This is a genomic window from Arthrobacter sp. FB24, from assembly GCF_000196235.1.
Lineage (GTDB): Bacteria > Actinomycetota > Actinomycetes > Actinomycetales > Micrococcaceae > Arthrobacter.
Genome location: NC_008541.1, coordinates 3,357,962 through 3,372,867, shown reverse-complemented (window position 1 = coordinate 3,372,867; position 14,906 = coordinate 3,357,962). Strand labels below are relative to the sequence as shown.

Sequence of the window (14,906 nt, the reverse complement as noted above, 5' to 3'; positions counted from 1 at the left end):
GCGTGTGCCGGGCTGATTCCGGTCAGCCCAGCAGCACGCTGGTGTGGATGCCGCCGGTCGAGAATCCGAGGCTGCGCGCTATTGCCAGTGCGCCCTTGTTGCTGACGTCCGAGCGCCACTGCAAGGTGAGCCCCGCCGCCAGGGCCTCATGGGCGGCTATCGATGCCGCCAGGGAGCCGAGCCCCCGGCGCCGCCAGTCGGGATCCACGAGGACCCCCATCTGGGCCAGGATGCCCTCCCACTCGGAGTAGGCGCCACAGGCAACCGGGACTTTGCGGCCGTTGTCATCGCGCAGGATGGTGAACCGGTGTTCGAGATCGGACAATCTCACTTCGTTGACGTCATCCGGCGGACACAAGCCCTCCAGCTCGATGGCTTCGGGATTCCCGTGCGAGACGGTCAGCTCCTCGGCCGGCTGGCGCAGGGGGAGATCGTCGGCGAAGAAGAGGGCGGCTGCGCCCTCGCCGTGGCCGCCATGCTGCCGGGTGATGGTCAGGAGCGTCACGTGTTGGGCGAGGTCCTCGTCCGGGATATCTTTTGCGGCGTCGATTACCCACTGGGGCCCCACGAGGGCCGATGCGCCGAACAACCGCACAAAATCCACTGATTTCCGGGACTCGTCAGCCCGCGTGATCCGTGCGCCCGCTGCCAGCGAGCCCGCCCCGGAAACCGCCGCATCGGCGTCGAGCTTCCGGACCGCCGCAAAGGCGCCGTCATCGAGGCCCAAATGGCGGGCCCATGCCAGCTGGATGATGTCTGCGGAACCGGGGTCGAGAGTCATGACTCAACCCTACCGAGCCGAGGGAAGCGCGAGCGGACACTTGCGGCCTGACTCTTGAAGCGCGAACGGACAGTCAGGGCACCGACGTGGCGGCCTTGACTGTCCGTTCGCGCTGCTGCGGCTGGTCGCCCTAGCCGAAGAGGACGGCGGCCTCGTCGTAGCGGTGCTGCGGAACGCTCTTGAGGTTGCCCAGGGCGGCGTCGAAGCCGACGTGCACAATGTCCGTGCCGTTGAGGGACACCATGGTGCCCCAGCGCTGGTCCACAACGGAGTCGATGGCGGCCATGCCCAGCCGCGTGGCCAGGACTCGGTCGAATGCGGACGGGACGCCGCCGCGCTGGATGTGACCCAGGACGGTGGCCCGGGTCTCAATACCGGTGCGTGCCTCAAGCTCGGGAGCCAGCATTTCGGCGATGCCGCCCAGCCGCGGGCGTCCGAAGGTGTCCAGGCCGCGCTCGGAGTGCGGCGTTTCCTGGCCTTCCGGAACGAAGCCCTCAGCCACAACCACCAAGGGCGCGCGGCCACGGTCATGGGCTTCCTGCACCCACTCGGTGATCTGGTCCATGGAGGCCTTCTGCTCCGGAATGAGGATGGCGTGTGCGCCGGATGCCATGCCCGCGTGCAGGGCAATCCAGCCCACGTGGCGGCCCATGACTTCGGCGATCATGCAACGGTGGTGCGATTCACCGGTGGTGCGGAGGCGGTCTATGGCCTCGGTGGCGATCTGGACAGCTGTGTCGAAGCCGAACGTGTAGTCCGTCGCGTCAAGGTCGTTGTCCACTGTCTTGGGAACGCCGACGATCTTCAGTCCGGCGTCGGTCAGCCGCTTGGCTGCGGCCAGCGTACCTTCGCCGCCGATGGCGATGATCGCGTCGATGCCGAGCCGGTCCATGTGGCCCTTGATGACATCGGGCCCGCCGCCGTTTTCGAACGGGTTGGTCCGGGACGTGCCGAGGATGGTGCCGCCCTGCTTCGCGATGCCGCGGACCATGGTTCGGGGAATGTCGATCACGTCGCCTTCGACGACGCCGCGCCAGCCGTCGAGGAATCCTACGAATTCGTGGCCGTGGATGGCGATTCCTTTGAGGACGGCACCGCGGATAACGGCGTTCAGTCCGGGGCAGTCGCCACCGCTGGTGAGAATTCCAATTTTCATGTCTCGGCTCAAATCCTGGTGAGGGGGTGTACAGGCAGAGCGCCACGCTGAGCTCACCTAGATTCTAGTGGTGAGTGTGGGTTACGACACAAACCGGTTACAAAGGGCAGCTCATCCATGGCGAACGAAAAAGGCCCCCGCTCCGGAGAGCAGGGGCCCTTGGTCCTCGTGGTCAGGATCCGTTAATCGATCGTTTGTCCAGGAAAGACTGCAGGATAATGGCGTTTCGCTGGTCCGGGAGGATGAGCCACGCTGCGAGGTAGAACACGAATGCCGGGCCGGGCAGGAGGCTGAGAAGCAGGAACGCGATCCGGACGAACGCGACGTCCACGTTGAGCTTTGCGGCGATGCCGCCGCACACGCCGCCCAACCAACGCTGCGGTCCGCGTTTCAGGCCAAGGCCCCTGACGATGCTGAAGAACTTATCCATGGCTCAAGACTTCCCTGTTGTGGATTCTTTGTCACGTCCGCGGGCTGAGAGGAGCCCGCCAACCACCAGTGCGGCACCGGCGCCGATCATCAGGCCGATCAGCACGTAGGTTCCGTTCAGGACCACGATGCCGAGCTGGCCGATGATGATCAACGCCGCCAGCGCCAGGACGATGAGGCCCCAGACTACTGTGCCCACCCGAGCCGGCGACTGGCCGCCGTGCCGTGCTCCTGCACTACGTGACGATTCGGCCGGCGAGGCCGCAGGCTGCGGGACAGTGTCCGGGGCAGGTTCGTAGCTGCTCATGTCAGTTTCCTTCCTGGATGGTGATGTTGCTCATAGTGCCGTCGATCTCGAGGATGAGCGCGGCGCCCGGCTTGTCGGTGTTGTAATTGCTCTGCTTGGTGGTCATGCCACCGTGGTTCTGCGAGCCTTCATTGAGGTTGCCCAGGGTCATGTCCGCGCGGATTTCCACGGGAACGGTGTCCGGAATGATGACGGTCAGGTTGCTGGCAGTGACATCCATGGGAATGACGACGTCGGTGCCCAGCGGCGGGGTAATGTTCAGCCGCGTCAGGTCGGCTATTCCGCTGCCCCCGGTGATGTCGAAGCCTTCCCGCGCCTGTTCGATACTGGCCGGGTTCCAGTTGGCGTCCTGGAAGCGGAAGCGGTCTCCGTTGGGCACCACGTTGAAAATTCCGCCAACGATGAGGGCCACTACGGCAAAGAATCCAAGGATGCCGGACGTCCGGCCCCTGAGTCCTGCCACCAGGATGCCGAGGCCCAGGACGGCGGCGCCGCTGGCCCACACCACGGCGTTGGTGGCGTCACCGAGGTTGATGACATTGAGGGCTTCGAGGGCTTTGATGCCGCCGCCCACCAGCAGAGCAAGGCCTGCAGTTACCGCCACTGCAGGGGCACCCGGGCCAAGATTCGGCGCCTTGGGGGCGGGAGCGGACGGGCCGCCGTACCCGCCGCCGTAGGGCGGGGTGGCGCCGTAGCCGCCCGAGCCGGGAGCGCCTCCGTTGTAGGGACCGCCGGCGGAGGGACCGCCGGCGTGGGAGCTGCCGGTATACGGGCCGCCGGAGTAGGCGCCGGGCTCGTAGGGCATGCCCGGGGCAGTGGATGAGGTGCCGGCCGGCGACGTGGCTGCAAAGGCGGTTCCGCCGGCGGCCGCCCCGGTGTCTGATGGGGTGTTCATGATGGGCGCTCCGGTGGTGGCCTTGTCGCGTTGCGAGAGGTAGTAGATGAGATAGATGGCGCCGGCTATCCAGAAGACTGTCCAGAAGAAGCCGCCGAATCCGTTCCGCTCCCAGCCCCAGAATCCGCTGCCCAGGCTGGGAAAGCCGATCACCGTGGTGATAAGGGCCCCGGTCATGCCGGTGGACCAGCGTCCGGCGCCGGCTTCCTGCACATGGATGCGGCCATCGGGCTCCGGCAGTAGGGCCCAGGCGATTCCGTAGAGCAGCACTCCGATGCCTGCGAAAATCGACAGGACAATGAAGACGCCCCGCACGATCAGCGGATCGACGCCCAGCCGGTGTGCGATGCCGCTGGCCACCCCGCCTATCCAGCGGTCCCGTCCGCGGTGGATGCCGTGGCTCCGGACCCAGTAGAAGAAGTTCTGGGGCTGGGACTGGGGCTGGGGGTAAGCGTAGGGGGCACCCGCCGGCGGGGAAGGGGGGAGCTGGTCGCCCGGGTACTGGGTGCCGGGAAACTGGGCGCCGGGATACAGCGGTGGCGGACCGCCGGGGAAGCTGCCCTGCGTGGAGTCCGAGCCGGAACCGGAGACTGAGTCGTAGCCGGAGCCGGCGCCGGAACCTGAGCCGGAACCGTCCTGGACGGAGGGGGCGCCGCCGTCGGAATCGCCTTCAGCTGGCGTGGCGGAACCGGAACCGGGACGGCCGGACGGCAGCGGATCTTCATCTGGGTGTGCATTGTGCGAGTTCATACTTCGATCCTGCCGTCCGCGCCGGCCGCGCTCCATTGGGGAACACCCTGAGCTACCCCTGACTGAACCCCGGTTCCGTCTGGAATCAGGCATCCGGAACCCTGATCCGTGTTTGGATTGACACATGACAACGGCCTTTACCCGCCCTCCGCTGGTCCGCAGCAGCGACCGCGTTATCGCAGGCGTCTGTGCGGGCCTGGCCGCCCACCTGGGCTGGCCGGTACGGATGGTCCGGATCGGCATGGCGGTGGCGGCGCTCGCCGGCGGGGCAGGGCTGGCGTTCTATGCGTGGCTCTGGATCATGGTTCCTACTGCGGACGAGAACGCGAAGCGGACCGCCCGCCGCCCGACGTCGCCCATTGCGCCGGCCGTCAGCGCACCGGGGCAGCTGCCCGTACCAATGGACTTTGTTGCCGCGCCAATGCCCGGCGTAGCCGCCTTCCCGGGCACGGCCACCCTGCCCGGTGCGCCGGATCAGGGCTTAGCCTCCGGATCCGGCCAGGGGGCCAGCGGTGGGACCACGGCTGGCACCAGCCGGGGGCCCGCCGGTGGGACGGCGGCCACAGCTCCGTGGTTCCGCATGCGGAGCATGCCGTACGGCAAGGAAGTGCTCCTGGGCGCCGGCCTGCTGCTGGCGGGCGGAATCCTGATCGCACGCATGCTGGGTGTGGACGTCCCGCTCGGGACGCTCATCCCGGCCGCGGCGATTCTTGGCGGGGCGGCCATCGCGTGGATCCAGCTGGACGAAACGCGCAGGGCCGGACTCCTCGACAAGACCAAGGCAGATCAAGCCGGCGGTTGGGCCAGGCTGGCCGCCGGGCTGGCCCTGGTAGTGGCGGGCGTACTGGTGATGGTGTCCGGCTCCGGTTCCTGGGAACAGACCTGGCTGGCGCTGCTGGCCTCCGTGGCGGTCCTTGGCGGCGTGGCCCTGGTGCTGCTTCCGTGGGGCCTGAAGTTCTGGCGGGACCTTGAAGCCGAGCGCGCAGGCCGCGTCCGGGCGACCGAGCGGGCGGAGATTGCCGCCCACCTGCATGACTCCGTCCTGCAGACGCTCGCGTTGATCCAGCGCCGGGCCGGCAATGAGCACGACGTCTTACGGCTGGCCCGCGCACAGGAACGCGAGTTGCGGGGCTGGCTCTACCGTGATCCCGGCAAGGAGGCCGGGCAGCTCTCGGAGCGCATCAGGGCCGCCGCCGCGGAGGTTGAGGATACCCTGGGCCATGCCGTGGACGTGGTCACCGTGGGAGACACCGCCATGACCCCGAGGCATGAGGCCCTGGTCCAGGCCAGCCGCGAGGCCATGGTGAATGCGTCCCGCCACGGCGGCGGCGCGGTATCCGTGTATCTTGAGGTGGCCGACGGCGGCGCGGAAGTTTACGTGAAGGACCGCGGCCCCGGTTTTGACCCGCAGTCGGTTCCGGAGGACCGCATGGGGGTCCGGGAATCGATTGTCGGTCGGATGAACCGGCACGGTGGAACTGCGGTCATCAGCAGCAGCTCGGACGGCACGGAGGTAAGGCTCAGGCTGCCCTCCGACGCCGCGGACAACGGAGAGGGAAAGTCGTGAACAACGTCGTACCAGGGAGTGCCGAAGCGGGTGGCACCCCGGCGATCCGGGTGGTCATCGTGGACGATCACGCCATTTTCCGGTCGGGGCTCAAAGCGGACCTGGACGCCCGGGTCACCGTGGTGGGCGAAGCCGGAACGGTTGAACAGGCCATCGCCGTGATCGCGCAGACCCGGCCCGAGGTGGTCCTGCTGGACGTGCACCTCCCCGGCGGGCTGGGCGGCGGCGGCCGCGAGGTGATCGCCGGTTCCGCCGCGCTGCTGGGCACCACCCGATTCCTCGCACTTAGCGTCTCGGACGCCGCTGAAGATGTCGTTTCGGTCATCCGCGCCGGCGCCCGCGGATACGTGACCAAGAGCATCTCCGGCACGGAAATCAGTGACGCCGTATTGCGGGTGGCCGGCGGTGACGCCGTCTTTTCGCCCCGTTTGGCGGGTTTCGTGCTGGATGCGTTCGGCACGGCACCGGCAGATATCGCCGGCGACGAACTGGACCGCCTCTCCGCCCGTGAGCTGGAGGTCATGCGGCTGATCGCGAGGGGCTACAGCTACAAGGAAGTGGCCAAGGAGCTGTTCATTTCCATCAAGACCGTGGAAACCCACGTGTCCGCCGTGCTGCGGAAGCTGCAGCTTTCCAGCCGCCACGAACTGACCAAATGGGCGGCCGAACGCCGGCTCCTCTAGCGCGCCCCGGACGCTCTCTCACTTCCTGTCGCCCAAACACAGACGCTCTCTCACTTCCTGTCGCCCAAACACGAACGCTCTCTCACCGGTGACCAGTTTGCCGGTGAGAGAGCGTCCGTGTTTTTGCTGCCAAACGTGAGAGAGCGTGCCTATTTGGCCTTGCCGAGGAAGCCCTGGAGCCGTGCCACTCCGGTGGCGAGATCGTCGTCGCCAAGGGCGTAGGAGAGCCGCAGGTAGCCTGAGGGTCCGAATGCCTCGCCCGGGACAACCGCAACCTCCACCTCATCCAGGATGAGCGCAGCGAGCTCGGCGGAAGTCTGCGGGCGGACGGTTCCGTTCGCCGTCTCGAATTCCTTGCCCAGCAGGCCACGGACGTCCGCGTAGACGTAAAAGGCGCCCTTCGGCGTCGGGCATTCCACGCCGTCGATGGCGTTCAGGCCGGCGACAATCGCCTTCCGGCGGCGGTCGAAGGCCACCTTCATCTCGTCCACCGCGGTGAGCGGGCCGGAGACGGCGGCGAGGGCCGCGATCTGCATGATGTTGGAGACGTTGGACGTGGCGTGGGACTGCAGGTTGGTGGCCGCCTTGATGACGTCGGCCGGACCGATCATCCAGCCCACCCGCCAGCCGGTCATGGCGTAGGTCTTGGCGACGCCGTTGAGGATGACCACCTTGTCGCCGAGTTCGGGAACCGCCGTGGCAATGGATGTGAAGGGAACGCCGTCATAGGTGAGGTGCTCGTAGATTTCGTCGGTGACCACCCACAGTCCCTTGGACGCGGCCCACAAACCGATTTCGCGGACCTGCTCCGGCGAGTACACGGAACCGGTGGGGTTGGACGGCGAGACGAACAGCAGGATTTTGGTGCGCTCGGTCAGGGCCGCTTCCAGCTGCTCCACGGTGACCAGGTAGTCCTGTTCCGGGCCGGCGAAGACCTCCACCGGCACACCGCCGGCCAGCCGGATGGCTTCCGGGTAGGTGGTCCAGAACGGCGTGGGAACAATGATCTCATCGCCCGGATCAACCAGCGTGGCGAAGGTGTTGTAGACGGCCTGCTTGCCGCCGTTGGTGACCAGGATCTGCGACGCCTGGGCCTTGTAGCCGGAGTCCCGGAACGTCTTGTCCGCAATGGCCTGCTTGAGTTCCGGCAGCCCTCCGGCGGGGGAGTAGCGGTGGTACTTCGGCTGGCCGGCGGCCTCAATGGCGGCCTGCACAATGTAGCCAGGGGTCGGGAAGTCGGGTTCCCCGGCGCCGAAGCCGATGACCGGCCGTCCGGCTGCCTTGAGTGCCTTGGCCTTGGCATCGACGGCCAGGGTGGCGGATTCGGCAATAGCGGAAATGCGTTGGGAAACGCGGGCGGCAGGCATGGCGGGGTCCATTCTTCGCTTGCAGCTCGATGGCTGGATGTGGGATTCGACGAGATCTACTCTATGCTGTTCAGCGGATCGTTCAGCGTGACGGCCAGGAATGTGACCGTGTCCCGGTCGGCAGGCACTGGCAGCCGCGAAGAAGGTCCGAAATGAGGCTGGTTCGACGTAAGCGCAGTTGTTGCGTAGACTAGTTCTCCGGTGTTGAAAACACGATGATGCCCTGCGCCCCGTGAAGTCTGCGGGATGTGTGGTGTGTTTGGTTTTCGATCCATAGGGTAGTGGCGCAATTGGTAGCGCAGCGGTCTCCAAAACCGCAGGTTGCAGGTTCGAGTCCTGTCTGCCCTGCGCAAGCGGTTCCGGCGGTTAGCCGGAGCCAGCGCAGCAACCATGGTTCAGTTCAGAGCCGGGTATCCGACATTTGCGAGGATGAGTGAGGACCAGGTGACCGAAACGGCTGCAAGCAGCTCCAAGGGCCGCCCCGCCAAGAATGCCGCCAAATCCGGCTTCTTCGCTCGCATCGCACTCTTCATCCGCCAGGTCATCGGCGAACTGAAGAAGGTCGTAGCACCCACCCGCAAGGAACTGATCAACTACACGCTCGTGGTGCTGGTGTTCGTGATCATCATGATGCTCATTGTTACCGTCCTGGACTTGGCTTTCGGGACCGGAGTGAGCTGGGTCTTCGGCGGCACAGGCCCCACGGACCGCTAAGGCGATCCGTCCGCAGACTGCGTGGCATGCTCCCGATAATCCGGAAGCGTTCACGGGGTGTGCGGAATTGAGCCATTTAAATAGGCATGTTAGGCAATGAGGAAGCAGGAGACCAAGTGTCTGAGCAGGAGCTCGAGGTAACTGAGACTGAGCTGGATGGGTCCACGGACAATACGACAGACGCCGCGGCGGTAGCCGGGGAAGAGTCCGAGGTTGAGTCTGCTGCGCCCGATTCCATCGACGATTCCTCTGAGGCCGACGCTGACGCTGATGCTGACGACGCCGCGCGCGATGAAGTTGCTGACGCCGAAACTGGCGAAGCCGCTGAATCCGACGAAGATGAGGCTGACGCCTTGGCCGCCGCGGCCGCTAAGGCAGAGGTTGATCCGGCTGAGGAATTCAAGGCCAAGCTGCGCCGCCAGGAAGGCGACTGGTACGTCATCCATTCTTACGCAGGTTACGAAAACCGCGTGAAGGCCAACCTTGAAACCCGCATCCAGACCCTGGACATGGAAGATTACATCTTCGAAATCCAGGTTCCCATGGAAGAAGTCGTGGAGATCAAGAACGCCCAGCGCAAGGTCATCAACCGCGTTCGCATCCCCGGCTACGTGCTGGTCCGCATGGACCTTACGGATGCCTCGTGGGGTGCCGTCCGGCACACCCCGGGTGTCACCGGCTTCGTGGGCAACGCCCACAACCCCGTACCGCTCCGCCTCGACGAGGTCTTCTCCATGCTCGCCCCCGTCTTCGAAGAAGAGCAGGCCGAGAAGGGCAAGCCGGTCAAGCACGCTGCGGCTCCCGTGGACGTCGACTTCGAGGTCGGCGAGTCCGTCATCGTCAAGGAAGGTCCGTTCGAGACCCTCCCCGCCACGATCTCCGAGATCAAGGTCGATTCCCAGACCCTCGTGGTACTGGTCTCCATCTTCGAGCGTGAGACCCCGGTCACCCTGGCATTCAACCAGGTCACCAAGATCTAGCAACACCCACAGAATTCGCTCCGGGGCTGCCCGCTTAGCAGCCACGAAGCGGCCGGCCGCCTCGCCATGGCGGCCACCAACCTGAGGCACGCTCCTGTGTCCCAGGACGTAATTGAGAGAAGGACCCTACATTGGCTCCCAAGAAGAAGGTCACCGGCCTCATCAAGCTGCAGATCCAGGCAGGTGCCGCCAACCCGGCCCCGCCGATCGGTCCTGCGCTTGGCCAGCACGGTGTCAACATCATGGAATTCTGCAAGGCGTACAACGCTGCGACGGAAGCCCAGCGCGGCAACGTTATTCCTGTTGAAATCACGGTCTACGAAGACCGCTCGTTCACGTTCATCACCAAGACCCCGCCGGCTGCAGAGCTCATCAAAAAGGCTGCAGGCGTCGCCAAGGGTTCAGCTACCCCGCACACCGTCAAGGTTGCCAAGCTGACCCAGGCCCAGGTCAACGAGATCGCCTCCACCAAGATGGAAGACCTCAACGCCACCAGCCTCGAAGGCGCAGCGAAGATCATCGCCGGCACCGCCCGTTCCATGGGTATCACCGTCGAGGGTTAATTCCCCACCGCTGATGCGGCTCGCGTATTCGGACAACCGACTACGACGCCGGACGGCACCGCCGGGAGACCGGCACCACTGAATCATTGAAATGTTGGAGATCCAGCCCGATCATCCAACTGTGGCAGGGCCCAGCGCGGTCCGCAGACCACAACTGCACAAGGAGAATAAGCAGCATGGCAAAGCGCAGCAAAGCATATGAGGCAGCCGCCGCCAAGATCGACGCGGAGAAGTTCTACGCGCCGTTCGAGGCAGTGACGCTGGCCAAGGACACCAACCCGTCCAAGTTCGACGCCACCGTTGAGGTCGCTTTCCGCCTGGGTGTAGACCCGCGTAAGGCCGACCAGATGGTCCGCGGCACCGTTAACCTGCCCCACGGCACCGGTAAGGTTGCCCGCGTCCTCGTCTTCGCAACGGGCGACAAGGCAGAAGCAGCAATCGCTGCCGGCGCCGACTTCGTTGGTTCCGATGACCTGATCGAAAAGATCGCAGCAGGCTGGACCGACTTCGACGCAGCCGTCGCTACCCCTGACCTCATGGGCAAGGTTGGCCGCCTCGGTAAGGTTCTGGGTCCGCGTAACCTGATGCCGAACCCGAAGACCGGCACCGTGACTCCCGACGTCACCAAGGCTGTCAACGACATCAAGGGCGGCAAGATCGACTTCCGCGTCGACAAGCACTCCAACCTGCACTTCATCATCGGCAAGGTTTCGTTCGACGCCATCAAGCTGGCTGAGAACTACGCAGCCGCACTGGAAGAGGTCCTTCGCCTGAAGCCCTCCGCTTCCAAGGGCCGCTACATCCAGAAGGCCACCGTGGCTACCACGTTCGGCCCGGGTATTTCGGTTGACCCCAACGTCACCAAGGTCCTGACCGAGGTCTAATCCTCGCCGGTTCCGCCAGAAAGACCGTCCCGCAGCTGTGGGACGGTCTTTCTGCGTCCGGGTCCTTTCGTTTGCCGGCACCCGCGTTGGCCGGGACCTTTCGTATGATGCGGTCCGGCAGGCGGTTAGGCTGTCTCCGTGACTGCACTGCCGTACCTCATCGAACCCCTCGTCCTGCCCGCGGCCGTCGACTCTCCGGATGCAGGCGCATTCCGGGAGTTCGGGGAACTCAGCGATGCGCTGGTGCTGGAAACCTGGGGAAATGCGGACCGTTCGTCGCCCCAGGAAGCCCGGCTCCAGTACTGGCGCGACAACCCCTACACGCAGTTGCGGCTCTTCTTCGTGTGGCTGGACGGGCGAATGGTGGCGCGGTCCTGGATCCGCTTCGGGATCCAGGAGAACGTCCACACCGCAGTCCTCCACGTAAACGTCCTGGCGGAGTTCTCCGGACGCGGCATCGGCAGGGCGCTACTGCGCCATGCCGAAGAGCTGGCGGCGGCACGCGGATGCACCACCTTGCAGACGTTCACGGAACACCCGGCGGACTTTGACGCCGGGGGTGCCGGGGTGCTCAAACCCGAAACGGGAACCGGCGGCGTGCCGGCAGCCGCCCGAGGGGTGCGTTTCGCTCTGGCGGCCGGCTACAGGCTGGAACAGGTGGAACGCTTCAGCGCCTTAGAGTTGCCCCTCGCAGGGGATACCCTGGCTGCCCTCGAAACCGAGGCGCTGGAGAAGTCCGGGGAGCAGTACGAACTGCTGCACTGGACAGACCGCTGCCCGGATGGGTTGGCACAACAACTTGCCGTCCTTATGTCGCGTATGAGCACGGACACCCCGGTGGGCGCGCTCAACTACGACGAGGAGTCCTGGGATGTGGCCCGGGTCCGCCATGTGGAGGATACATGGCAGAAGGCGGGCCTGGCATCCCTGGTGGCCGGCGCCCGGCACCGGGCCACGGGAGAACTGGCCGCGTACTCCGTCCTGCAGGTGTCCGACGCGAAGCCGTGGCTGGCAAACCAGGACGATACCCTGGTGGCCAGCCACCACCGGGGGCACCGCCTGGGCATGCTGGTCAAGATACTCAACATCCGCCGTCTGCTCGCCGGCTACCCGGGGGTGGAGCGGATCATCACGTTCAACGCTGCGGAAAACGATCACATGCTGGCCATCAACGTGGCGCTCGGATTCCACCCGGAGGGGTATGACGGCGAATGGCAGAAGGCGCTGTGACCGGAGTCGGTCATTGCATGGAATGCCAGCGCAAACCGGCATATGCTGGCGATAATTATTCGCTTGGTTTCAAGCCCGCCGGCTTTGAAGGTGAGTGGCAGAAACGACTGGAATGACGCCCTCTATGGTTGAAGACGTACGGATCGAACAACTCTGGATTCCCGATTCCCTCGACGGGCCCGATAGCGCCGATTTCCTGGCCGCCGTCGAAGTTGGCCGGAAGGTACGGATGCAAACGTGGGGGAGTGACGATCTCGCCTACACGCCGCTTGAGAAGCTCCTGGAATTTGCCGATCCCTACGAACGCCAGGTCATCCTGGTGGCCAGGGTGGAGGGCAACATTGTGGGCACGGTGGACATCGCCCTGCCCTTGGCCGACAACCTCGACCTAGCGGAGTTTACGCTGGACATCCTGCCGGAATTCCAGCGGCAGGGAGTGGGACGCCAGTTGCTGGAAGCAGCCGAGCAGTTTGCCCGGGCAGAAGGCCGGAGCATGATCCTGATCGACACCAACCACCCCGGCGTTTCATTGAGCAGCTCCGCGGACGACCAGTTGGTCCCCGGCTCCGGGCTTGGCTTTGTTCCGATGGGAAGCCGGGAAGTGGAGTTCGCCCGGAAGACCGGCTACACCCTGCAGCACATTGAGCAGTTCAGCTCGTGCCTGCTGCCGCTGGACACCAAGCTGGTCGCAGAACTCTCGGACGAGGCCGAGCAGGCCAACGCGGGCCGCTACCGCCTGCATCACTGGACGGACAGGTGCCCTGACATCTGGCTCGAGGGCGTAGCCGCCCTGGAGAACCAGGCCGGTGGAGATACCGAACCGTCCACCCGGACCGACGAGCAGATGGTGTTCGACGGCGCCATGATCCGGAAGGCGGAGGACGCCACTATCGCGCAGGGACGGCGAACGGTGGTCACCGCCGTCGAACATATCGCCACCGGCACCCTGGTGGGGCTAACGACGATCAGCGTCCTGTCCCAGCGGCAGGACGTGGTGTTCCAGGACGATACCGTGGTGATGCAGGAACACCGGGGCAACAAGCTGGGCCTCCTGATCAAGGTGGCCAACATGGTGCGCCTCACCGAACAGTTCCCCGACGCCAGGGTCATCTACACCTGGAATGCCCCGGAAAACAGATACCTGCTCAAAGTCAACCAGCAGCTGGGCTTCAACACCGCAGGCGTCACGGGGATATGGCAGAAGGACCTCCCGGACCTCGGACCGAGCAGCAGCTGAACAGCGCCGATTTGGAGTACGGGCGGCGTTGCCCGTAAGCTTGAAGGACCAAAGACCGTCGGTTGTTGGAAATCCACTCTCCTGGGCATCGCTCAATTCTGCAGTTGTGCGCGGGAGAGCCAGTGGATTTCCGGACGAAGGACCCTGAACATAGGGCGGCCAGCGCAGGTGAACGAAGTAAAGCTCCACAGTCATGGACCGTGTCGAGCCAAGCCCCGTGCATCTGCCCGGGGCGTTTTTAGTTTTAGCTCACCTGAGCGGGGACCCGGAACACCGGCACTATCCCCGGAAGGAGGGTTATGGCAACGCCTACCAAGGTTTCAGCAGTAGCTGAGATCACTAACGATTTCAAGGAATCGAACGCCGCTGTCCTGACCGAATACCGTGGGCTCACCGTTGCACAGCTCAAGCAGCTGCGCGTTTCTCTCGGCCAGGACACCAAGTTCGCGGTCGTCAAGAACACCCTGACCGCAATTGCAGCCAAGGAAGCTGGTGTCGAAGCATTCGACGGTCAGCTCGCCGGCCCCACTGCAATCGCGTTCATCAAGGGTGACGCAGTTGCAGCTGCCAAGAGCCTGACGGATTTTGCCAAGACCAACAAGCAGCTGGTTATCAAGACCGGTTACTTCGAGGGCAAGGCACTGAACGCCAGCGAAGTTGCTGCCCTGGCAGCACTCGAGTCCCGCGAGCTGCAGCTCGCCAAGGTTGCAGGCATCCTCAAGGCTCCTGCTGCCGCTGCTGCACGCATCATCGACGCCCTGCGCCTCAAGCTTGAAGAAGAGAACGGTGCACCGGCAGCTGCCGAAGCGCCCGCCGCTGAAGAAGCCCCGGCCGCAGAAGCAGCAGAGACCGAAGCTCCGGCCGAAGCCGCAGCCACCGAAGAGAACTAACTCTCTTTCAAACCAGACTCCGGTGTGAAGGCAACGGCCCAGGCCGCCAAGCACCACCTATAGGAAGGACGCCACACCATGGCGAAGCTCACCAACGAAGAGCTCATTGAAGCTTTCAAGGAACTGACCATCATCGAGCTCTCCGAGTTCGTCAAGCTCTTCGAAGAGACCTTCGAAGTTACCGCTGCTGCCGTTGCCGTTGCCGGCCCGGCTGCCGCTGCTGAAGAAGCTGAAGAGAAGACCGACTTCGACGTCGTCCTCGAAGCTGCTGGCGACAAGAAGATCGCAGTGATCAAGGAAGTTCGCGCCATCACTTCCCTGGGCCTCAAGGAAGCCAAGGACCTGGTTGACAGCGCTCCGAAGGCCGTCCTCGAAGGCGCAACCAAGGAAGCTGCCGAGAAGGCAAAGGAGCAGCTCGAAGCTGCCGGCGCCACCGTTACCCTCAAGTAACACTTCGAGCTCCGGGAAGCGTT

General features: G+C 64.7%; 16 protein-coding genes and 1 tRNA gene. 11 read left to right on the top strand and 6 right to left on the bottom strand.

What is annotated here, in order from left to right; translation table 11 throughout:
* Window positions 1-22: 22 nt before the first annotated feature.
* The 5 genes from ARTH_RS15260 to ARTH_RS15240 form a co-directional block, all read right to left on the bottom strand.
* Entirely contained in the window at window positions 23-781 is a 759-nt protein-coding gene (locus tag ARTH_RS15260) for a GNAT family N-acetyltransferase (RefSeq protein ID WP_011692835.1), read from the bottom strand.
* 130 nt (window positions 782-911) lie between these two features.
* Entirely contained in the window at window positions 912-1,937 is a 1,026-nt protein-coding gene (locus tag ARTH_RS15255; protein WP_011692834.1) for a 6-phosphofructokinase, read from the bottom strand.
* A 172-nt stretch (window positions 1,938-2,109) separates the two neighbouring features.
* Window positions 2,110-2,367, bottom strand: a complete 258-nt coding sequence (locus ARTH_RS15250) for a PspC domain-containing protein (protein WP_011692833.1) — start codon at window positions 2,365-2,367, stop codon at window positions 2,110-2,112.
* Between the two features lie 3 nt (window positions 2,368-2,370).
* The gene (locus ARTH_RS24295) at window positions 2,371-2,673 is read right to left on the bottom strand and encodes a hypothetical protein (RefSeq protein WP_011692832.1); all 303 of its coding nucleotides are present in this window, start codon (window positions 2,671-2,673) and stop codon (window positions 2,371-2,373) included.
* 1 nt (window position 2,674) lies between these two features.
* Complete coding sequence (locus ARTH_RS15240; protein ID WP_011692831.1) at window positions 2,675-4,318, bottom strand: PspC domain-containing protein; 1,644 nt, start codon at window positions 4,316-4,318, stop codon at window positions 2,675-2,677.
* 124 nt (window positions 4,319-4,442) lie between these two features.
* Here ARTH_RS15240 and ARTH_RS15235 point away from each other — a divergent pair, with 124 nt between their 5' ends.
* Window positions 4,443-5,885 (top strand): ATP-binding protein, encoded by a 1,443-nt coding sequence (locus ARTH_RS15235; protein ID WP_011692830.1) that lies wholly within the window; start codon window positions 4,443-4,445, stop codon window positions 5,883-5,885.
* A complete protein-coding gene (locus tag ARTH_RS15230) occupies window positions 5,882-6,568 on the top strand; it encodes a LuxR C-terminal-related transcriptional regulator (protein WP_011692829.1) in 687 nt (228 codons plus the stop codon). The genes ARTH_RS15235 and ARTH_RS15230 overlap by 4 nt, the downstream gene beginning before the upstream one ends.
* A gap of 149 nt (window positions 6,569-6,717) precedes the next feature.
* On the opposite strand, the gene ARTH_RS15225 is transcribed toward ARTH_RS15230, so the two are convergent.
* On the bottom strand, window positions 6,718-7,935 hold the full coding sequence (locus ARTH_RS15225) for a pyridoxal phosphate-dependent aminotransferase (RefSeq protein WP_043429960.1): 1,218 nt from the start codon (window positions 7,933-7,935) through the stop codon (window positions 6,718-6,720).
* Between the two features lie 275 nt (window positions 7,936-8,210).
* Here ARTH_RS15225 and ARTH_RS15220 point away from each other — a divergent pair.
* From ARTH_RS15220 to rplL, 9 genes are all read left to right on the top strand, one after another.
* Window positions 8,211-8,283 (top strand) — tRNA-Trp (locus ARTH_RS15220).
* An 81-nt stretch (window positions 8,284-8,364) separates the two neighbouring features.
* Entirely contained in the window at window positions 8,365-8,649 is a 285-nt protein-coding gene (gene secE / locus ARTH_RS15215) for a preprotein translocase subunit SecE (RefSeq protein WP_043430893.1), read from the top strand.
* A 116-nt stretch (window positions 8,650-8,765) separates the two neighbouring features.
* Window positions 8,766-9,629: a transcription termination/antitermination protein NusG gene (nusG, locus tag ARTH_RS15210; RefSeq protein ID WP_011692826.1), complete on the top strand. Its 864-nt coding sequence runs from the start codon at window positions 8,766-8,768 to the stop codon at window positions 9,627-9,629.
* A gap of 131 nt (window positions 9,630-9,760) precedes the next feature.
* Window positions 9,761-10,192, top strand: coding sequence for a 50S ribosomal protein L11 (rplK, locus tag ARTH_RS15205; protein ID WP_003803853.1), 432 nt, complete (start codon window positions 9,761-9,763; stop codon window positions 10,190-10,192).
* A gap of 176 nt (window positions 10,193-10,368) precedes the next feature.
* Window positions 10,369-11,076, top strand: coding sequence for a 50S ribosomal protein L1 (gene rplA, locus ARTH_RS15200; protein WP_011692825.1), 708 nt, complete (start codon window positions 10,369-10,371; stop codon window positions 11,074-11,076).
* A gap of 138 nt (window positions 11,077-11,214) precedes the next feature.
* Window positions 11,215-12,306, top strand: a complete 1,092-nt coding sequence (locus ARTH_RS15195) for a GNAT family N-acetyltransferase (protein ID WP_011692824.1) — start codon at window positions 11,215-11,217, stop codon at window positions 12,304-12,306.
* A gap of 124 nt (window positions 12,307-12,430) precedes the next feature.
* Entirely contained in the window at window positions 12,431-13,543 is a 1,113-nt protein-coding gene (locus ARTH_RS15190) for a GNAT family N-acetyltransferase (protein WP_043429959.1), read from the top strand.
* Window positions 13,544-13,842: 299 nt separating this feature from the next.
* The gene (gene rplJ, locus ARTH_RS15185; protein WP_011692822.1) at window positions 13,843-14,433 is read left to right on the top strand and encodes a 50S ribosomal protein L10; all 591 of its coding nucleotides are present in this window, start codon (window positions 13,843-13,845) and stop codon (window positions 14,431-14,433) included.
* Between the two features lie 78 nt (window positions 14,434-14,511).
* Window positions 14,512-14,883: a 50S ribosomal protein L7/L12 gene (gene rplL, locus ARTH_RS15180; RefSeq protein WP_011692821.1), complete on the top strand. Its 372-nt coding sequence runs from the start codon at window positions 14,512-14,514 to the stop codon at window positions 14,881-14,883.
* Window positions 14,884-14,906 lie beyond the last annotated feature (23 nt).